The sequence below is a fragment of the Acerihabitans sp. TG2 genome, from assembly GCF_035013185.1.
Taxonomy (GTDB): Bacteria; Pseudomonadota; Gammaproteobacteria; order Enterobacterales; family Enterobacteriaceae; genus Acerihabitans.
Genome location: NZ_JAYGJO010000002.1, coordinates 253,181 through 270,537 on the forward strand (window position 1 = coordinate 253,181; position 17,357 = coordinate 270,537).

Annotated in this window: 22 protein-coding genes; 15 read left to right on the forward strand and 7 right to left on the reverse strand. The window is 51.3% G+C overall.

Features of this window, described 5'->3' with window-relative positions:
* Window positions 1-34 precede the first annotated feature (34 nt).
* A complete protein-coding gene (locus SJI19_RS03025; protein ID WP_323476782.1) occupies window positions 35-517 on the reverse strand; it encodes a BRCT domain-containing protein in 483 nt (160 codons plus the stop codon).
* Window positions 518-525: 8 nt separating this feature from the next.
* A complete protein-coding gene (locus tag SJI19_RS03030; RefSeq protein WP_323476783.1) occupies window positions 526-1,392 on the reverse strand; it encodes a helix-turn-helix domain-containing protein in 867 nt (288 codons plus the stop codon).
* Between the two features lie 107 nt (window positions 1,393-1,499).
* On the opposite strand from SJI19_RS03030, the gene SJI19_RS03035 reads away from it, so the two are divergent.
* From SJI19_RS03035 to SJI19_RS03070, 8 genes are all read left to right on the forward strand, one after another.
* The gene (locus SJI19_RS03035) at window positions 1,500-1,916 is read left to right on the forward strand and encodes a hypothetical protein (RefSeq protein WP_323476784.1); all 417 of its coding nucleotides are present in this window, start codon (window positions 1,500-1,502) and stop codon (window positions 1,914-1,916) included.
* 32 nt (window positions 1,917-1,948) lie between these two features.
* Complete coding sequence (locus SJI19_RS03040) at window positions 1,949-2,464, forward strand: phage regulatory CII family protein (protein WP_323476785.1); 516 nt, start codon at window positions 1,949-1,951, stop codon at window positions 2,462-2,464.
* Window positions 2,464-2,640 (forward strand): phage filamentation protein Fil family protein, encoded by a 177-nt coding sequence (locus SJI19_RS03045; RefSeq protein ID WP_323476786.1) that lies wholly within the window; start codon window positions 2,464-2,466, stop codon window positions 2,638-2,640. The genes SJI19_RS03040 and SJI19_RS03045 overlap by 1 nt, the downstream gene beginning before the upstream one ends.
* Window positions 2,637-3,146 (forward strand): replication protein B, encoded by a 510-nt coding sequence (locus SJI19_RS03050; protein WP_323476787.1) that lies wholly within the window; start codon window positions 2,637-2,639, stop codon window positions 3,144-3,146. Before SJI19_RS03045 ends, SJI19_RS03050 begins: the two co-directional genes overlap by 4 nt.
* 65 nt (window positions 3,147-3,211) lie before the next feature.
* On the forward strand, window positions 3,212-3,466 hold the full coding sequence (locus SJI19_RS03055; protein WP_323476788.1) for a DUF2732 family protein: 255 nt from the start codon (window positions 3,212-3,214) through the stop codon (window positions 3,464-3,466).
* Complete coding sequence (locus SJI19_RS03060) at window positions 3,466-3,690, forward strand: TraR/DksA family transcriptional regulator (protein ID WP_323476789.1); 225 nt, start codon at window positions 3,466-3,468, stop codon at window positions 3,688-3,690. The genes SJI19_RS03055 and SJI19_RS03060 overlap by 1 nt, the downstream gene beginning before the upstream one ends.
* A 3-nt stretch (window positions 3,691-3,693) precedes the next feature.
* The gene (locus SJI19_RS03065) at window positions 3,694-3,951 is read left to right on the forward strand and encodes a DUF5405 family protein (RefSeq protein WP_323476790.1); all 258 of its coding nucleotides are present in this window, start codon (window positions 3,694-3,696) and stop codon (window positions 3,949-3,951) included.
* Entirely contained in the window at window positions 3,948-6,239 is a 2,292-nt protein-coding gene (locus SJI19_RS03070; RefSeq protein WP_323476791.1) for a replication endonuclease, read from the forward strand. Before SJI19_RS03065 ends, SJI19_RS03070 begins: the two co-directional genes overlap by 4 nt.
* 749 nt (window positions 6,240-6,988) lie before the next feature.
* Here SJI19_RS03070 and SJI19_RS03075 read toward each other — a convergent pair.
* A complete protein-coding gene (locus tag SJI19_RS03075; protein ID WP_323476792.1) occupies window positions 6,989-7,756 on the reverse strand; it encodes a class I SAM-dependent methyltransferase in 768 nt (255 codons plus the stop codon).
* Window positions 7,753-8,475, reverse strand: a complete 723-nt coding sequence (locus SJI19_RS03080; RefSeq protein ID WP_323476793.1) for a hypothetical protein — start codon at window positions 8,473-8,475, stop codon at window positions 7,753-7,755. The genes SJI19_RS03075 and SJI19_RS03080 overlap by 4 nt, the downstream gene beginning before the upstream one ends.
* A gap of 727 nt (window positions 8,476-9,202) precedes the next feature.
* Here SJI19_RS03080 and SJI19_RS03085 point away from each other — a divergent pair.
* Both SJI19_RS03085 and SJI19_RS03090 read left to right on the forward strand, forming a co-directional pair.
* Entirely contained in the window at window positions 9,203-9,457 is a 255-nt protein-coding gene (locus SJI19_RS03085; protein ID WP_323476794.1) for a type II toxin-antitoxin system HicA family toxin, read from the forward strand.
* A complete protein-coding gene (locus tag SJI19_RS03090; RefSeq protein WP_323476795.1) occupies window positions 9,454-9,795 on the forward strand; it encodes a type II toxin-antitoxin system HicB family antitoxin in 342 nt (113 codons plus the stop codon). The genes SJI19_RS03085 and SJI19_RS03090 overlap by 4 nt, the downstream gene beginning before the upstream one ends.
* Before the next feature lie 88 nt (window positions 9,796-9,883).
* On the opposite strand, the gene SJI19_RS03095 is transcribed toward SJI19_RS03090, so the two are convergent.
* Genes SJI19_RS03095 through SJI19_RS03105 form a run of 3 tightly spaced genes read right to left on the reverse strand, consistent with a single transcriptional unit; the run spans window position 9,884 to window position 13,686 of the window.
* Window positions 9,884-10,840, reverse strand: coding sequence for an HNH endonuclease (locus SJI19_RS03095; protein WP_323476796.1), 957 nt, complete (start codon window positions 10,838-10,840; stop codon window positions 9,884-9,886).
* A gap of 39 nt (window positions 10,841-10,879) precedes the next feature.
* Complete coding sequence (locus SJI19_RS03100) at window positions 10,880-11,923, reverse strand: phage portal protein (protein ID WP_323476797.1); 1,044 nt, start codon at window positions 11,921-11,923, stop codon at window positions 10,880-10,882.
* The gene (locus tag SJI19_RS03105) at window positions 11,923-13,686 is read right to left on the reverse strand and encodes a terminase ATPase subunit family protein (RefSeq protein ID WP_323476798.1); all 1,764 of its coding nucleotides are present in this window, start codon (window positions 13,684-13,686) and stop codon (window positions 11,923-11,925) included. The genes SJI19_RS03100 and SJI19_RS03105 overlap by 1 nt, the downstream gene beginning before the upstream one ends.
* A 145-nt stretch (window positions 13,687-13,831) precedes the next feature.
* Here SJI19_RS03105 and SJI19_RS03110 point away from each other — a divergent pair, with 145 nt between their 5' ends.
* The 5 genes from SJI19_RS03110 to SJI19_RS03130 all read left to right on the forward strand — a co-directional run bounded on the left by SJI19_RS03110 (window position 13,832) and on the right by SJI19_RS03130 (window position 17,356).
* Window positions 13,832-14,689, forward strand: a complete 858-nt coding sequence (locus tag SJI19_RS03110) for a GPO family capsid scaffolding protein (protein ID WP_323476799.1) — start codon at window positions 13,832-13,834, stop codon at window positions 14,687-14,689.
* A gap of 53 nt (window positions 14,690-14,742) precedes the next feature.
* Window positions 14,743-15,915, forward strand: coding sequence for a phage major capsid protein, P2 family (locus SJI19_RS03115; RefSeq protein ID WP_323476800.1), 1,173 nt, complete (start codon window positions 14,743-14,745; stop codon window positions 15,913-15,915).
* Between the two features lie 3 nt (window positions 15,916-15,918).
* A complete protein-coding gene (locus tag SJI19_RS03120) occupies window positions 15,919-16,584 on the forward strand; it encodes a terminase endonuclease subunit (protein WP_323476801.1) in 666 nt (221 codons plus the stop codon).
* 95 nt (window positions 16,585-16,679) lie between these two features.
* Window positions 16,680-17,153, forward strand: a complete 474-nt coding sequence (locus tag SJI19_RS03125; protein ID WP_323476802.1) for a head completion/stabilization protein — start codon at window positions 16,680-16,682, stop codon at window positions 17,151-17,153.
* Window positions 17,153-17,356, forward strand: a complete 204-nt coding sequence (locus SJI19_RS03130) for a tail protein X (RefSeq protein WP_323476803.1) — start codon at window positions 17,153-17,155, stop codon at window positions 17,354-17,356. The genes SJI19_RS03125 and SJI19_RS03130 overlap by 1 nt, the downstream gene beginning before the upstream one ends.
* Window position 17,357 lies beyond the last annotated feature (1 nt).

Consider the following 17,357-nt stretch of genomic DNA (forward strand, 5'->3'; position numbering starts at 1 on the left):
AAACACACGTTTTAACCTGAAATGAATATATAAATTAACTTTCTGGTAATTCACCCGTATCAAGCATAGTGCTAAATTCATCCTCACTTAGAATGATGACCCCTTTCATCCGAGCAGCGGTCACCTTAGTTGGCCCAGCATTATATCCACAACATAGGAATTGCAGGTTTTGCGTTACTGAGCTTCTCACCAGTAGCTTATTTTCTTCCGCAAGGGTTATAAGACGGTCTTTATCGTTTTTCTTGAAGCCAGTGAAACAAACCTCAAGCAAGGATGGCTTCTTTTTTGGGGAGGTAACATAATGATCATACTGCGATTTATTGAGAGTCTCGTAACGTAATAACGCATCATCAAGGGTATCAAACTCCTCGATAATGCGGTCTTTCCGAAACGTTTTTAGCGTATTTGACTGGCTGCATATTCCCTGAATGTGTAGTTCTGAATCACTAACCTGCAATAAAGAAAAAACCTTCACAATACGCTTAGCATTAATATAAATAAAATTTCTACTGGCCATAAATATCCTTATAAAAGTTGCTTTATGCAACCGGCCACTACCCCCCTTGCTTTAACCTCATCAACGGAACACTCGAACTCACCATCTTTACCCGTAATACGTAAACGGTTTCCTGGCCGCCTCGACACACTGTAAACGTCTAGTGTGCCATCAATATCTAGCAGCCATGTCCCGTTTGATAGTTCAAGACTATCAAAACTGATTAACCACGCCCTATTCCCTGAATAGATATAGCGTAACGAATCGGCGCTTATGTCTTTGGGTAAAAACCGATTATCGACAATGCACTGTCCTTGCGGTTCAAGTTTGCCAGCGACCAGTTGCAAACACTCTAACGTTATCGCCCCTGAAACCGAATTCTTTATATCTGCGGGCAGATCTTGCATGGCCCCTGCTCCAGTAGACAGCCATTCCAGCGATACACCGGTATCAAGCGCACAGGCTATTACCACATCACCCGGGAAAAAGTTACGCCTCACCCAGGTACTGATCGTACCGGATGAAATGTTTAATAAGTCTCCGAGCTCTTTTTGAGTATCGAACCCGTAGGCATCCAGAATACGGCGCAGGACGGCTTTACCGCCGGAAGCCAGGATCTTGTCGTAGAGCGGTTTGCCTTTCAGCACCCTACTCGGCTGGCTGGAGTTTGCTTTTGCAAGTTCACCGGTAACCAGCCACCTTGCGTCCGCACCAGTATCTACGGAGCATTTCAGAATGACATTGCTCGGGACGCTATTGCGCTGAACCCAGTTGCTGACAGTGTTTGTCGGGATGTCGGTGGCTTCGCTAAGCGCCTTTTGAGTAGTGACTCCGTAGCTGGACATGATCCGTTCCAATACCAGCGAAGCATTACCATCAAAATTATTAATATCCAATAAATACACTCCATGAGTATTTACAAACACACACAGCGTGATCTATAGTGCCTACACACCACATGTAACACCATAGAACACAAACTACACCTGGGAGATATTGCTTTATGGATTTAGAGAATGCAATGCCAAGACAAAGCTCACGGCAACTTTTCAAAAACGAGATCATCAATTCCTTGGTTGATTCATTAACCCCGATACTTGGCAAATTCGTTGCCGAAGCCGTAGACCTGGCCGTCGCTGACCATATGTCGTTAAAGATGGCCTCACCTACTATTTCTAAAAAAGATTTCGCGGCAATCAACGGTATTAGCCACTCAGTGCTTGAAAAGTGGATCGCTAATGGCGTCGTGCTACTGGCCCCGACGCCTACAGCTACCGTTCGCAGAATTCGCAAATGCGAGATAACTGGCGAAAAAAGCATTGTCATGATGGAAAAACACGGCAACGCCCTTATCAACCTGGAAGCCTGGCGCGAGAAGAACCGCCAACAGGCTATCAAGTGCCGCTACATCAAAGCCTAACTTGATTATTCAAGTTTCTAAGGAGTGCAACCATGTTTGATTATCAAGTTTCTAAACATAAAAATCTCGAAAATGCATGCCGATTGTTTGCAAATGCGCACAAAGGTGAACTGACGCATATCGCTGAACGTATCGGCATGAATCCCCAGGTGCTGCGCAATAAGCTCAATCCGGATCAACCGCATCAACTGACTTGCCGCGAACTGCTGGAGATCACCGACGCCACAGAAGACGCGACATTAATCGATGGCCTACTGGCGCAGCTTAACTGCATGCCTGCTGTGCCGATTAACGAAGCTGCCGCCGAGAATATTCCGGCCTATGTGATGCGGGCAACGGCGGCGATCGGCTCGGTGGCGGCAGAAACCGTATCAACCGAACGCATGACGCCATCGCGTAAAAGCGCTTTGCTGGAAAGCGTTAATTCCGGCATCCGTTATTTATCCCTGGTCGGCCTGACGATGCATGCGCGTGTCCAATCCAACCCGGCCCTGGCACAAACCGTCGACGCGCTGAGCGGTATCGGTGCCTCGTTGGGACTGAGCTAATGACCATTTCTCTTGCCGCACTGCTTAAACAACAAAGCCCCTCGCGGCATTTCGGCCATGGCTGGGTTGAGTTGCCTGGTGGCAAACGTTGGAACCCGTGCCGTTCTCCCGTTGCACAGCCGCGCACCGGTGGCGTTTTCAAGAAATGGATACATAAAATAGGGGGCAATCTATGAATCACTATGCTTTTACCGCGTCGCATATGCAGACTTTGCCGGTTAATCTGCGCGCCCTGATTGGTAAATTTTTTGCCGGTTCCCGCTGGCAAGAAACCTGCGATTTTTATAATGCCCTGCCGGAACGCTACCGGGCAACCGTCTGCTTTCACGCGGGCCTGAAAAAACGCCATGCGGTGATGTTCCTGCATGAAATGAACGACGCCGATCGGGAATGCCTGGTCAATGCCCTGGACGAGTTACGCAAAGCCTTTGCCAAATACCGCAGGCATGAAGTCGGTAATATCGTCTATCTGCAACGCTTGACCATTAGCGAACGCAAAAGCTTATTTATGCACGCCGGATTAACGGCATCGGAATTTAATCAACCGTTATGGCGCATTGATGATACCGAGTGCCCATGGCGCAAAACGTTGCTGGCGGCCATCCGTGAGCTGATCGCCCTTTTTGATGATGCGCCGACCATCCTTACCGCCATCAAACCCGAAGCTTATAGCCAAAACTAATTAATTTTAAAACAACAGGTACTTGATTGTACCGGGCATTCTTTTGCCCAAAACGGAGAAATTCCATGATTAATAAAGAAATACTGACAACTAAAATCGGTAGCGATATTCCTGATATTGATAGTGACTATACGTCGTTTGTTATGGCGTTGAATGCCGCCCGCATGGATGAAAGGCGTAATCAGGCAGCCTTGATGTCCGCACGCCTAGAGCGGATGGCTGATTTTATTTTCAAACATAAAATGAAATGGCGCGGCGTTACCGAGATTTTACAGCAAGAGGCTGAGCGTATCCAAAATGAAGCACTGGAGACGCTCTAATGGCTGACATTATTGATTTGGCGCAGACCCGGCAAGACGACATTCTCAAGGTTCTAATAGAGAATGCCCGCCCTAAAACTATTGGTGCTTCCGCCTTTGTCTGCGAAGACTGCAACGCCCCGATCCCGGAGGCTAGGCGCATCGCATTACCGGGGGTGCAGTGCTGCGTCACCTGCCAACAAATCCGTGAGGCACATAACCGCCACTACCGGCCAGGGCGGTAACCGATGAGACTCGAAATCGACGGCCGTTATGCCATCACCCGGTTTAAGGATGATTATGTGCTGCATCACATCACCCTCGGCCTTGCCGGGGAGCCGCGCCTAACGGTGCTGGCCCTCTACCAGACTCCCGTCGAGTTGATAAGCGATCTGGTTAACCACGCTACCCGGCGCGCTGGGCTGGCCGATATCCCGGCGTTAATCGCTGAAATGCAGCGACTGGCGGAACTCTGCCAGCGCGCTTTTAATCTCCCCACGTTATGACGCCTGCCAGCCGGGGCCGCGCTGCCCCTTCACCCACACCAGGGACTGACCAACAGCCATCGTTTGGTCCGTATCCCTGGAACGCGCCACGCCCGGCCATCGCCGTGGATAAAAGAACGCTTACCCGTGAACAGCATATTCAGGGGCAAGCGGTTTTATTTCGCATCCGTAGGACTCCGCGCTTTTTACAGCCGTATCTGGAAGGCCGTTATGACTACCTGCTGAAAAACCAGGGACTGATTGCCGCCAATAAATTCCTGATGCTCACTGTGCATCAACGGCTGTTGCCGCGTATCGAGGCGGTGATGAGTCGCAACGGCATGAATGAAGCCTATTCCACCCATTTAATCAACGAGGCAGACAGTTACCGCCACCTGCCGGATATGACCGATAAATCGCTGCGCAAGTTTGCCGGGCGTCTGGCCGGGCAATTACGGGAAACCTACGAGCTACTGAGCGATGCCGCGATCGCCGAACATGACGGCGATAAAACCGTGCTGTTTGATGACCAGGTGCAGGCGCAGATCTTTGGCCAAGTGGCCGGTATGACCCATGCGCTTAACGTCACGCCGCTGCACTGGCAAGCCTACCGCAAGGGCAAACTGACCCTGCGTAAAGCATTCTCCAGCGTAAGCCGGTTGGTTAACGATGAATGGTGGGAGCGCCAGCTAAAAGCCCAGCGCACCCGCTGGCGCGAAGCGCTACTGATTGCCATTGGCCAGGTGAATCTGAACATAGCGCCCTATGCCAGCAAACAGGCGGTGCGCGAGGTACATGCCCGCCGCCTGGCTAACCTGGAATACCTCAAAAGCCGTGAGCTGGAAAACGTCCAGACCGGCGAGCGTTTCGACTTAATCGATAAGGTAATGGCCAGCATTTCTAACCCGGAAATACGCCGCATGGAGCTGATGAGCACCATCGCCGGAATCGAGCGTTACGCTGCCGAGCAGGGTGACGTCGGTTTGTTCCTGACCATCACCACGCCGTCGAAATATCATCCCACCCGCACCAAGGGTAAAGGTGACCAGAAAACCGCGCAGTTTAACCGCTCATGGGACATACAGGCTTTCACCCCTAAAGATGGCCAGCGCTACCTGGTGGGGCTGTGGAGCAAAATCCGCACCGCGTTTAAAGACCAGGACATCAAGGTCTACGGCATGCGCGTGGTCGAGCCGCATCACGACGGCACGCCGCACTGGCATATGATGCTGTTTACCCAACGGGCGCAGCGCCAGGCGGTGATCGAGATCATGCGTCGTTATGCCATGAAAGAAGATGGCCAGGAGCGCGGTGCGGCCAAGAACCGTTTTGACTGCAAGCACCTTAACAAAGGCGGTGCCGCCGGTTACATCGCAAAATACATCGCCAAGAATATCGACGGCTACGCCCTTGAGGGCGATATCGATCATGAGTCCGGCAAGCCGCTCCAGAGTATTGCCGCCGCTGTTACCGCCTGGGCCTCCACCTGGCGTATCCCACAGTTTCACCCGATCGGCATACCCACCATGGGCGCTTACCGTGAGTGTCGTCTTATCCGGCATATCAGCCTGGCCGACAGCTTTGATGAACAGGTGGAAGCGGTACGGGCGGCGGCTGACGTCGGAGACTTTGCCGCCTATATGCAGGCACAGGGCGGCGCCAACGTGGCACGGGATTCACAAACCGTGAGGGTGGCGCGCAAGACCGGCGACGAACTCAACGAATACGACGAAGAGGTGCAAAAGGTGGTCGGCATTTTTGCGCCGCATCTGGGGGAAACTCATATCCATGAAACCCGGTTAACCGAATGGCGCATTGTCGCCCGCGCCGTTGACGTTAATGTTTTGACCTTAAAAAGCGGCTCTGCCGCGCCTCGGAGTCCTGTCAATAACTGTGGGTGGGGTGTTCGAAACGCGGGCGCGAATAGGCCCGCTAACCCACCCAAACAGGCCGTAACGCAGCCGGATGAACCTCACCTAGGGGTTATCGACTTCCAAGATGATGAGATAGTCAGATCGCTGGCACGGTTCCTTAAACAAGACCAACCGAAACCGCAACGAACACAGCGCGGTTATGATCCGCAACGTATAAGGGAACCAGCACCCTCAGCGCGTATGACCGACGAACAACGGCAGCGATTGCCGGTGGTTAAAGCTGAATTTCTTAACCAGGGGATCACCCTTATGCCATGGGAGTTGGAAGCACTGGTGCGCGGGGCAAAATTAACGATCGACGGAGTAACTCATTATTTACCAATGACTAACGAATGGGCTTTTGACGAACGAGAAGTAACCGAACAGGCAAATTAGCGCGCTAACTAGTTGACGCGAAGTCGTATTTTCCATTACTGTATATATAAACAGTAACACATAAAAGAGGGAACACTTGAATTCAATACCGGGAACACACATTGCTCTTTCGCGAATCCAGTTTCTTGCGGAGGCTATCTTACTTATGCGCTGCGATCCTGACGAAATACAGCTAGCGATAGGGTTGATAGCCGAGTTGGCGCAGCGGCAAATCGAGCGAAACCAACAGGAGGCCAGGCAAAAACTACACTGACTTTTTAGCATCCTTAGGGGCTGCACTGATCGGCCCCTACTCCCCCGCCTAAATCGCCCGCTGGCCGTTTTTAATCACTCACGGCATACATTGCTTTAGCATTTGCGTAATGGCATCTTAACTGACACCCCTTTCGCATTTTAGTTGATCAGCGTTTGCCAATTACTCGATCGTCGCCTACAAAAAATTTTTCCATATCCTGAAGTCTTTACTGTTCCTTACGATACCTGGTTTGTGTGTCAACTATGTGCCCAGGCTGTGTGAAAACTCTGACCAAAAAATGAAGTACGCGCATCTACGCAAAATATAGAATAAAGCAATGGCTTCGCTGAGCCAAATTTTACGTAAAAGCGCAGTTTCCAGCTATTTTATTGGCGATCTTTGTGCTCAAAATCGTTTTCACACAGCCTGTGCCAAAAGCGGACGTTGCTAACATCAGTCTGTGTTAATCAGCGGGGAGCAGGTCACTCTGACTGGCATTTTCGAATGGGATAGATCAGCCTTTAACCCACTTGAAAGCGAGGAAGCGAGGAAAATCCCATTTCTGGGGATATAAGGATTGAATTTTTTGATTGGGTATAGGCTCCGACATATTAAGTAATTGGAAGCCATATTTAGAAAAGGTCGAAATGTATGTCTCTATCGGCCGATGGATGTGTGTGGTTTTAAGCTCTGAGCCAGATAATGATATTTTGAACGGAGCCTTAATCATTAGTTCTTTTTTATAAGAGAACCAAGATTCTTTTTCATACCCCCAGTATCTAGGCCAGAAGCACGGATGAGGAATAGTTGCAACAAACTCATCCCCTCTGCGTGCGGCCCTGGATAATGTTTGAGCAAACTTATCAAGTTGAGGATCTGCCGACAGCATCATGGCTGCCAAGAAAATGTTTTTCTCGTCAGCATCGTGAAAGAACTGCCCCCCGCAATCTTCAAAGTCTGAATTGATGAAAAAAACATTTGAGAAAGTTGATAGGATTGATTTTGCAACTTCCAAACTTCGGGCTGATGGCTCAATACATACAACCCTCTTGAAGCGCATAGCAAGGCGCCCGGTAAGCTCTCCTGTACCTGAGCCAATATCTATCAGAGTTGCATCAAGATTTTGGCCAACCAGCGACTCAACTAATGGCGCCATCACATGGGTGAATGTAATATCTAAGCCCGCGTATATTTGACGATGCCTCTCAGTAGCCAAGCCGTCCCACTCACTAGCTAGCTCTTGAGAGGAGATACTCTCAATGTAAGAGAACTTCGAATTCATATCTGGTTTCCATTCTTTTTATGGGAGGCATTTTTAGCGACTTGCACAAGTTCATAAGCCAAATTAAAAGCCGGATGGGAGCCAGAGTCAAACTCCTCGATTATATGCTTGTCTGCTCTGGCTCGACCAATAGCTACTTTGCTCCCATCTCGGCCGTAGTAGGCAATGGTAAAGCGTGCGCTTGGATCACTGAGCAATTCCGTACCGTACACATAGATTTCCGCACCTTTTTTTTCCAACTCCTTAGAGAAAGTGGTATGAGTCGGCAGACAGATAATTAGCTCACCGCTTTCTGATTTTTCTAAAAGAAGGTTTTTGGACTCGTCATCTTTGGCCCAGCTCATGTCGCGGGTCCAGATTGCTACTCGACCGCCATACGCTATCCAGTGAAGCATGTAATTTCGTATTGATGTGGGGTCGGATTGCTTAAAGACACGTTTTCCATCCAGAGTGTAAATCTCAAAGAAGACCAAAAAACCATAAAGTAATAATACGATGACCCCTACTATAGATATGATCGAAGCAGTGCCGGGGGTTATCTGCTTAGTATCTATGAGTGGGTAAAGTGTGGCGAGCAATCCCACCATACTCAGAAGAATAAGAACTAGCTTTACAGTAAGCGCCATTACATCGCGAGAGTGCTTCGGACGAGGCCATGATGGTTTTTTCTTCAAAACCTTTATCCTTTTGATTTTTATCCGCTTGAGAAGGTCTTTCATGTTCAACCTGATGGGGCCTTTTTCCTATGAATCCATCGTAAAACGCTGATAGATTATCATGAAACACTTGCTGTCAGTCTACAGCTTTTAAAACAGCTTAGCTGACATGCTTCTATGGGAATAGCAGGTGACCTGCTCCCCATTGATTAATACAGCACGATCTTCGTAAAGCCACGAACAAGTGGTGAGAGCAATTTTGAACTTCCGCTTCTCGCTCATAACTGGCCTTCAACTTTAGCTAGTACTGTTTCAGATTTTTGCTGGAAACGAGCAACAAATTTGCAAACTGGTAATCAAGTAAAATGCGGACAGGTAGACAATTGCATGCGAATAGCCAGTATTATCCCAGATATGCGCCAGTGCATGCATAGAGCGCATGATTTTGCATGTTGATCGCGGGTACGGTGATAGTGCCTTAGCCCTGCCCTGGTCTGGATCCATTTGGATCGGGCAAGCGCATGAAATACGACCTACAAAGCGGGCAGGCGAGGAGGGGGAAAGTTTGCGCGCTAACGCATCTGGAACCACCATTTTAGCAAGATATCCGCCCCGCCATGGCCTTAACGGCCCTCACCTCGACCGTTTGGCATGTTGGCAATGGCACCTCACAGAGGCCCGGTTTAATGCCCTATTTTTCATTCGCATAAAACCAATATGCCCCATCAAAAGCTTAGAACTAACCTTGAAAACCGCTTGTCATGGTGTCATTTTGTGATACTATAACTTTATGAACAAACGACACCAGAAAACGCTGTCAGATGTGTTCGCCCGACCGGTCAACGGTTCGATAAAGTGGGCTGATATTGAGTCCCTTTTTATCGGCCTCGGCGCGGAAGTTCACGAACGGGAAGGCTCAAGGATTGCGGTGTTGTTGAAAGGGGAAAAGAAAATCTTTCATCGACCACACCCGAGACCCACCACTGACAAGGGGGCGGTTAACTCCATCAGGATATGGTTGGATAGCTTAGGAATTAAACCATGAATAATGTACTTAAAATCGACGGCCACACGGCTGTTATCATCTTTGACCCAGACATCGAAATGTTTCGCGGTGAATTTATCGGCCTGAACGGCGGCGCGGACTTTTACGCCTACAGCGTGGAAGAACTGAAAAAAGAGGGATCGATCTCTCTGTCTGTCTTCCTTGATGAGTGTAGAAAAGACGGCATACCGCCGTACAAATCTTATAGCGGTAAGGTGACAACGCGGCTAACACCTGCTCGGCATCAGGCTTTGACCATGACGGCACAGGCTACAGGGCATTCGATTAATGACCTGTTGAATGAAGGTGCGGATATGGTGACTCAAAAATACTCATGAAATCTAGATTATGGAGATTATCTGGCAAATTATCTCCTTTAAATATTTATTTTAATAAATATTTTTATTTAAAAATATGCCTAATAGTTCATAAAGGAATTTCGCTTACATTTTCAAATTTAAAAGCTATGGATAATTTTCCGTCTAAACAAACCTCATGACTCGACAAATCCTCTTGTCTGTAATCAACTTCACCAAGTGGCCATTCAATTTCAAACGGTGTAGGACATCGTGAAAAAATTAGAGTTAACTCCTTCCCCTGATTTATATCTAAGAGAGATGGCACCATTATTTGATAAACCACATTACCAAAAGCCAAAATGAGATAACAATATGGTATGTTTTCTATTTTATTTTTTCTTCTTAACAACATCATTACTAAATTATTGTTAGGTTTAAATCCTGGAACAAAAATAGATAACAAAACTTGCGGGCTAATTAATTTTATTGCATGATTTTTTTCCATTATCCAAGAGAGGCTTGAAGCAAAATTTCTCATTTCAACATCTGGCATTATTGATAAGGCGATCTTAATAAGAAACTTATAAACCGCAGTAGGCACAAATGGTTCCAAATCGAAGCTATATGTTAATGTTTTATTTTTAAGATCTAAAAATACAGCTTCATTAACTTCATCAGTTGTAATATGAAAACCATCCTTTTCATTATTTTCAAAGCGCGTTTCTTTATTTTTGGATCTATACGTTGGAACTTTTTTCCGGCCTTTAATTTTCGCTAATGTTCTATAAGGTTTAGTATATTTATCAAAATTATTTTCAAGATCATTCGAAAACATTTCATTACAAGAATCACACTCATTTTCTGCTATAAGAATTCTATTGCCAAGAAACATCGGTAACGCATGCGAGACGTTACTAAAAGTTATGTCGGGTTCTGATTTACCACAAAACTTACATTTTTTATTTCCATCTTCATCAATACGGGCTTTGATGTATATTTTTTTGCCTTGCCCCAGAGGCCCACCAGAGATCATTTCGTAGTTTTCTTTAAAGAAAGAAATTCTCTCTTTGATATTATCACTCATTCTTATCACCTTCGCACGCCAAAATCCCTATACATTCTATCATTTCTGTGGTGAAAGAGAATACTCTTTAAAATTTATCACAATTTTATTAAATACCGTGTTAATTTCTTTAAACCTTTCTTGTAATGGCGTTAACTCATTTCTAACGAAAACCCCCGCAGCCTTCTCCACATCCCCAAATCCCCCCGCATTATCAGGAATAATCCCCATCATCTGCGGCGGCACCCGGTGCGCGCTGAGTAAATCATCCCGGCTGGATTTCTTGATATTAAAAAAATCATCTTTGGTCGCCACTTCACTAAGCGGCAAAATCTGTATCCCGTCTTTCTTGCCGTTCGGCGCGTACATAAACAGATTACGAAAATTCCCCAATCCTTTGGTGTCCCTCATGGCTTTGCGCATTTGGTCGATATCGCTGCTGCTTTGCGCCGCGTCGGTCATATACAGGATATATCCGGCGTGTGCGCCATTCTGGTAATACTTGCGCCGAAATAAGGTGGCTGCCTCATTCAACCAGGCGGAATTTAACGCGCTAAGGTACTCGGGAAGGCCATACAGCTCCTGGTTAATATCCGGCTCTATCAGGTGAAATACGCTGCCAGTTTCAAAGCGGTGCGGCTCTTTCCAGTATTGCACAAACCAGTAGGTGTCCGGCTCCACGCCCCGGCGAGTATATTTGGCCGGAATGCATTCCAGACGAAGCGGCTCGCCAAGCTGATTTTTTCGTAGCTCCAGAAACGCATTGCCGAACACCAGGTAATCCAGCACAAAACGGCTAAATTCCTGCTGGCTTAACAGCGGGTGCGGAATATAGGTGGACGCCAGAATATTACGCTTAACGTAGATCGGTGAGCTGTGGTGTACGGCGGCGCGCAGGCTCCTGGCCAGGCCATCAAAACTTATCGGCGGCTCGTACCATTGGCCGTTGCCGGTGCATTCGATGTAATCCAGGATTTCTCGCCGGTCGAGTACCGGGATCGGTTCACCAAAACTAAACGCCTGGGCCTGCTGTGTCTCGGTCGGGGCGGTAGTTGTCTGCGCTGTTGATTGCTTGATGGCCCGGCGGCCTTTGCGTTGGCTCATTAATAAAACTCCAGAATATTAGGGCTGTGGCCGCCGTTGGCGGCGGTAAGCGGTTCGTTTAACAGCGCATGCATGATGGCCCAGGCCACATCGGCATGGCTGGCCTCTTCGCTGCGGCTGGCTTCAAAGGTCGAACGATTGCCGCTGGCGGTCATGGTTTTGCGAATGGCCATAAAAGATTGGGTGATATCGGTATGCCCGGCGTCATATTCGAGCCTACCGCTGGTAATGGTGTCTTTGGCTTTCAGCACCATGGCGGTTTTGATTTCCGGCGTGTAGCGGATCTCCCGGGCGGCTGGGAAGAACTGTTGCACCAGTTGGAATACCCCCTGGCCGATGGACGTGGCGTCGATGCCGATATACTCGACCACATACCTTTCGGTCAGCTCTTTGATAGATTGCGCCTGGGCGGCAAAGTCCATGCCCTTCCACTGGTGGCGCTCCAGCACCCGGAACTGACCGCCCGGCACCATCGGCGGTGCTATCACTGCACAGCCGGCGCTGTCGCCAGTGTGCGACGGGTCATAACCAATCCACACCGGCCGATAGGCAAATGGCCGGGTAGCGTAAGGGTTGTAATCCTCCCATTCCTCAAGACTGTCCACCATGCAGCGTTGCAGCTCGGCGAACGGGAACACCGACGCCTTATCATCCACAAACTCACACATCAGCAAGTTTTGATATTCCGCCGGGCTGTACTCCAGGGAGAGCTGATCCAGGTCGAACAGGTTACAGCCGCCGGTCAGTGCATCCTCAACCGTGACAATCTGTCGCCACTGACCATCGCCGCACAAAGCGCCCTGGGATAAATGGCTATGGCTTAAATCCAGGTGAACGTGATCGGCCTTATTACCACGCCCTTTGTTAAACAGCTCGCCCGACCAGAACGGGTACGCGCTGTGCGCCAGGCTCGACGGGGTGGAAAAATAGGTAGTGCGCCACTTCTTATGCAGCGACATGCCGGACGCCACTTTGCGCAGTTCCTGAAACTTGGGGATCCAGAAGTATTCATCCAGGTACAGATTGCCGGTGTAGCTCTGGGCGGTGCGCACGTTGGTGCCGAGGAAAAACAGCCGTGCCCCGTTGCCCAGCACCATCGGATCGCCTTTCAAGTCAACCTCGACCATGCGAGCAAAGTCGATGATGTAGTTTTTAAATACATGGGCCTGGGCTTTACTGGCCGACAGGAATATCTGATTGCGCCCGGTGGTCAGCGCATCGAGCAGCGCCTCGCGGGCAAAATAGAACGTCGCACCAATCTGGCGGGATTTGAGGATATTGCGGATGCGGTGCTGTAGCCCTGCCTGATACCAACCTTTTTGATACCCGAACGACGTTTCATGGAATATCGCTTCCAGCTGTTCCACCGCCGCGTCGCTAAATACGTTCTTTTCCGGTGTCTTACGCTCGCCCTTATTACGGTTAGCCACGTTAGGATTGAGATCGGCCTCGTTGCCGGTCTGGCTATAGCGATTGACCCGCGCCAGGCGCTCGATCTGACGGCCCAACAGGTCAATCTCCTTATAGTCACTGCCGCCCTTCTGGGTTTTCATTATCAGCTGGATTAAGCGCGCTTCCAGGCTGGTTTCGATGCGTGAAATAGGCGCCACAGCTTCCCACTGATCGCGCTGTTTCCAGCTCTGCACGGTGGGTGCTTTCAGGCTTAAGGTTTCGGCAATCTGGCGCACGGAAAAACCCTGCCAGTAAAGCAGTGCCGCCTGGCGCCTCGGATCGCTGATGATAGTGGTGGGTGTCGTATTCATGGCGCTAAGGCTACGCGACTCGCCCGCCCCCGCGCCTGTGCTGCCTGTTGTGCCAGCCTGACCACAACCCTGATGCGTTGTGGCGCTCCCGCTATCCCCGGAAACTATCCCTGACCTGATTAACCCACCAAGGAAGCCGTTTCCGATGGCCAAAAAAGTATCGAAATTTTTCCGTATCGGCGTCGAGGGTGACACCTGCGACGGGCGAATGATTAACGCCGACGATATCCAACAGATGGCCGAGACCTTTGACACCCGCGTCTACGGTTGCCGCCTCAACCTGGAACACCTTAAAGGCGTGTTGCCTGACGGTGCGTTTCGCCGTTACGGCGACGTGTTAGCGCTAAAGGCCGAACAGATCGCCGATGATTCGGTACTGAACGGCAAATGGGCGCTGTTTGCCCAAATCTCCCCCACCGACGACCTAGTATTGCTTAACCAACTGCGCCAGAAAATCTATACCTCCATGGAAGTGCAGCCGAACTTTGCCAACAGCGGCAAAGCCTACCTGGTCGGTCTGGCGGTGACCGACGACCCGGCCAGCCTGGGCACTGAAATGCTGGCCTTTAGCGCCAGCGCCCAAAATAACCCGCTGGCGGCACGCAAAACCGCACCGGACAACCTGTTTACGGCGGCGGTCGAGGTATCACTGGAATTCGAAGACGTCACCGAGCCGGGCCTGTCGTTATTTACCCGCGTGAAAACCCTGCTGACAGGCAAGCAGACCACCGACGACGCTCGCCTGGCGGACGTGTTTAAGGCAGTTGAAGCGGTGGCCGAGCATGTGCAGCTCACCGCCGCCGAGCAGGACACCAAGCTTTCTACCTTGGAAACCACGTTAACCGAACGTCTCGCTGTGCTGGAGCAAGCCATGGTCACCGACCATAACCAGGTCACCGCCCTGACCAACAAACTGACCGCAACCGATAGCCAGTATCAGACCCGCCGCCCGCTGGCCACCGGCGGTCGTGAAGCGCCCGACGAGGTATTGACCGACTGCTAAACCCGGCCATGTGACCACCATCGTTAACCCGTATTCCCTGTTTAGGAAACCCGATGAAAACCAATACCCGTTTTAAATTTAATACCTTTTTGACCCGCGTCGCCGAGCTGAACGGCGTCGGGGCCAGCGACCTGAATAAAAAATTCAGCGTCGAACCCACAGTGACGCAAACCCTGATGACCCGCACCCAGGAGTCCTCGGAATTCCTGACCCGCATTAACATCGTGCCGGTGGCGGAAATGAAGGGCGAAAAAATCGGTATCGGCGTGTCCGGCTCCATTGCCAGCACCACCGACACCACCGCCGGTGACGAACGCGAAACGGCGGACTTTGCCACGCTGGATTCGGAGGGGTATTTCTGCCAGCAGGTGAACTACGATTTCCATATTCGTTATAACACCCTCGACCTGTGGGCGCGTTATCAGGACTTTCAGGCCCGGCTGCGTGACGCCATTATTAAGCGCCAGGCGCTTGACCGGATCATGGTCGGTTTTAACGGAGTGACCCGCGCCAAAACCTCCAACCGCCTGGCCAATCCGTTGCTGCAAGACGTGGCGGTGGGCTGGCTGCAGAAGTACCGCGACAACGCCCCGGCCCGGGTGATGAGTGCCGTGACCGCGAATGATGGTACGGTGATTTCGCCGACTATCCGCGTCGGCGAGGGCTGGGATTACGCCAACCTCGACGCCTTGGTGATGGATAACACCACGCAGCTGATCGCCCCCTGGTATCAGGAAGACCCGGAACTGGTGGTGATCTGTGGTCGCCAACTGCTGGCCGATAAATACTTCCCCCTGGTTAACCAAACCCAACCCAACACCGAAACCCTGGCTGCCGACCTGATTGTGAGCCAGAAACGCATCGGCAACCTGCCTGCGGTGCGGGTGCCCTACTTCCCGCCTAACGCGCTGATGATCACCCGCCTGGATAACCTGTCCATTTACTGGCAGGAAGATACCCACCGCCGCCTGATTGACGAGGTGGCCAAGCGCGATCGCATCGAAAACTACGAGTCCATTAACGAGGACTTTGTGATCGAGGATTACGCCTGTGGTGGGCTGATTGAAAATATCGAAATGCTCGACCCGAAGGAAAAAGAAAAGGAGCCGGAACCGGCCAAGGTCGCCACGGTGCTTGACTACAACGCCCTGGCCACCGCCACCGTGGCAGCGGTTAGAGCGGCGGATCTGGCCGCGGCCACTGCTACCACCGGCACTGGAGCCTAAGCCATGCTAAGCCCTGCCCGCCGTCATGTACTGCGCCAGCACGCCATCGAGGCCGCGCAACGGGGAGATAACCCGCTGCGTCATGCCACCGGCTACGAGCTGATGTTGCTCAAGCTTAACGAGGACAAACGCAAACTCAAACAGGTGCGCTCCCAGGAGCGCAAGGCCGAGCTAAAACGCCAGATGCTGCCGGACTATGCGCCCTGGGTAGCCGGGGTATTGGCCGAGGGACGCGGTGCCCAGGACACTATCCTGATGACCGTGATGATTTGGCGACTGGATGCAGGGGATATCCCCGGCGCGCTGGAGATTGCGCGCTACGCCCTGCGTTACAAGCTGGCCACGCCGGATACCTTCACCCGGCCCACGCCTTACCTGCTGGCCGAGGACGTCGCCGAGGCGGCGATCCGCGCCCACACGGCGGGCGAACCGGTGAATGTGGACAACCTACTGGCGACCCTGGAGTTAACCGACAGCGAGGATATGCCTGACCAGGTGCGCGCCAAGCTGCACAAAATCATCGGCTACGTGTTGCGTGATATGGGCAAGGCTGAACGGGCGTTAGACCATTTAAAACGGGCGTTACAGCTGCATAGCCGCTGCGGCGTTATCAAGGATATCGAGCGACTGGACAGGCAATTACGTAATGCTGCCGTCCCGTCGGCTTAACGAACGCGCCCCGCGCCGGGCGGCACGACAGGCCGCGACGTCCTTCGGGACTGTTCAACGCCTGCCGTCCACCGCCCACCTATTTAGAGGGATTTATGTCGTCACTGGTGATACCCGCGCCGCGCCCGAACATTGAGGCCGAGCCGTTAATTCAAAACACCTTTTTTTGGCCTGCCGTTGACCCGGTGGTGATGCGCGACATTCTGCGTTTTGAAGGCACCATCACCCCGTTGCGCCTGCGTCATGCCATCAAAAGCGCTATCGCCGAGGTCAACACCGAACTGTGGGAGTACCGCAAAGCACAAATGGCCCTGGGCTTTGCCACCCTGGCCGAGGTCCCCGCCGACCAGATTGACGGGGAAAGCCTCAAGCTGTCCGAGTACCGCCGCGCGGTCAGTGCCATCACCGCCGCCGGTCTGGCCGAGCGTTATCGCGGTTATGACGCCAGCGCCAACGGCGGCAAAAAGGCCGACGAAGTGGAAAGCCGCATTGATGAGCTGTGGCGTGATGCGCGTATCAGTATCAGCAACGTGGCGGGCACGCGGCATTGCATTATCGGGCTGCTGTAATGCAAATCTACGCGCTGCAAGGGGATACGGTAGACGCCATTTGCTGGCGTTATTACGGGCGCACCCAGGGCGTGGTCGAGCAGGTATTGGCTGTCAATCCCCGGCTGGCCGACCTAGGGGCCATGCTGCCCCACGGCACCACCCTGGAGCTGCCTGACATCCCCGACGCGGCGGTTATCGAAAGCCTTCAATTATGGGACTGAA

What these genes read in the sequence shown, in the direction of transcription:
- SJI19_RS03045 (WP_323476786.1), top strand. Translation starts at nt 2,464, where the DNA reads ATGACCATTTCTCTTGCCGCACTGCTTAAACAACAAAGCCCCTCGCGG.
- SJI19_RS03095 (WP_323476796.1), bottom strand. Translation starts at nt 10,840, where the DNA reads ATGAGTGATAATATCAAAGAGAGAATTTCTTTCTTTAAAGAAAACTAC.
- SJI19_RS03120 (WP_323476801.1), top strand. Translation starts at nt 15,919, where the DNA reads ATGCTAAGCCCTGCCCGCCGTCATGTACTGCGCCAGCACGCCATCGAG.
- SJI19_RS03130 (WP_323476803.1), top strand. Translation starts at nt 17,153, where the DNA reads ATGCAAATCTACGCGCTGCAAGGGGATACGGTAGACGCCATTTGCTGG.
- SJI19_RS03100 (WP_323476797.1), bottom strand. Translation starts at nt 11,923, where the DNA reads ATGAGCCAACGCAAAGGCCGCCGGGCCATCAAGCAATCAACAGCGCAG.
- SJI19_RS03075 (WP_323476792.1), bottom strand. Translation starts at nt 7,756, where the DNA reads ATGAATTCGAAGTTCTCTTACATTGAGAGTATCTCCTCTCAAGAGCTA.
- SJI19_RS03025 (WP_323476782.1), bottom strand. Translation starts at nt 517, where the DNA reads ATGGCCAGTAGAAATTTTATTTATATTAATGCTAAGCGTATTGTGAAG.
- SJI19_RS03050 (WP_323476787.1), top strand. Translation starts at nt 2,637, where the DNA reads ATGAATCACTATGCTTTTACCGCGTCGCATATGCAGACTTTGCCGGTT.
- SJI19_RS03080 (WP_323476793.1), bottom strand. Translation starts at nt 8,475, where the DNA reads ATGAAAGACCTTCTCAAGCGGATAAAAATCAAAAGGATAAAGGTTTTG.
- SJI19_RS03125 (WP_323476802.1), top strand. Translation starts at nt 16,680, where the DNA reads ATGTCGTCACTGGTGATACCCGCGCCGCGCCCGAACATTGAGGCCGAG.
- SJI19_RS03090 (WP_323476795.1), top strand. Translation starts at nt 9,454, where the DNA reads ATGAATAATGTACTTAAAATCGACGGCCACACGGCTGTTATCATCTTT.
- SJI19_RS03065 (WP_323476790.1), top strand. Translation starts at nt 3,694, where the DNA reads ATGAGACTCGAAATCGACGGCCGTTATGCCATCACCCGGTTTAAGGAT.
- SJI19_RS03035 (WP_323476784.1), top strand. Translation starts at nt 1,500, where the DNA reads ATGGATTTAGAGAATGCAATGCCAAGACAAAGCTCACGGCAACTTTTC.
- SJI19_RS03115 (WP_323476800.1), top strand. Translation starts at nt 14,743, where the DNA reads ATGAAAACCAATACCCGTTTTAAATTTAATACCTTTTTGACCCGCGTC.
- SJI19_RS03110 (WP_323476799.1), top strand. Translation starts at nt 13,832, where the DNA reads ATGGCCAAAAAAGTATCGAAATTTTTCCGTATCGGCGTCGAGGGTGAC.
- SJI19_RS03105 (WP_323476798.1), bottom strand. Translation starts at nt 13,686, where the DNA reads ATGAATACGACACCCACCACTATCATCAGCGATCCGAGGCGCCAGGCG.
- SJI19_RS03085 (WP_323476794.1), top strand. Translation starts at nt 9,203, where the DNA reads ATGAACAAACGACACCAGAAAACGCTGTCAGATGTGTTCGCCCGACCG.
- SJI19_RS03070 (WP_323476791.1), top strand. Translation starts at nt 3,948, where the DNA reads ATGACGCCTGCCAGCCGGGGCCGCGCTGCCCCTTCACCCACACCAGGG.
- SJI19_RS03055 (WP_323476788.1), top strand. Translation starts at nt 3,212, where the DNA reads ATGATTAATAAAGAAATACTGACAACTAAAATCGGTAGCGATATTCCT.
- SJI19_RS03040 (WP_323476785.1), top strand. Translation starts at nt 1,949, where the DNA reads ATGTTTGATTATCAAGTTTCTAAACATAAAAATCTCGAAAATGCATGC.
- SJI19_RS03060 (WP_323476789.1), top strand. Translation starts at nt 3,466, where the DNA reads ATGGCTGACATTATTGATTTGGCGCAGACCCGGCAAGACGACATTCTC.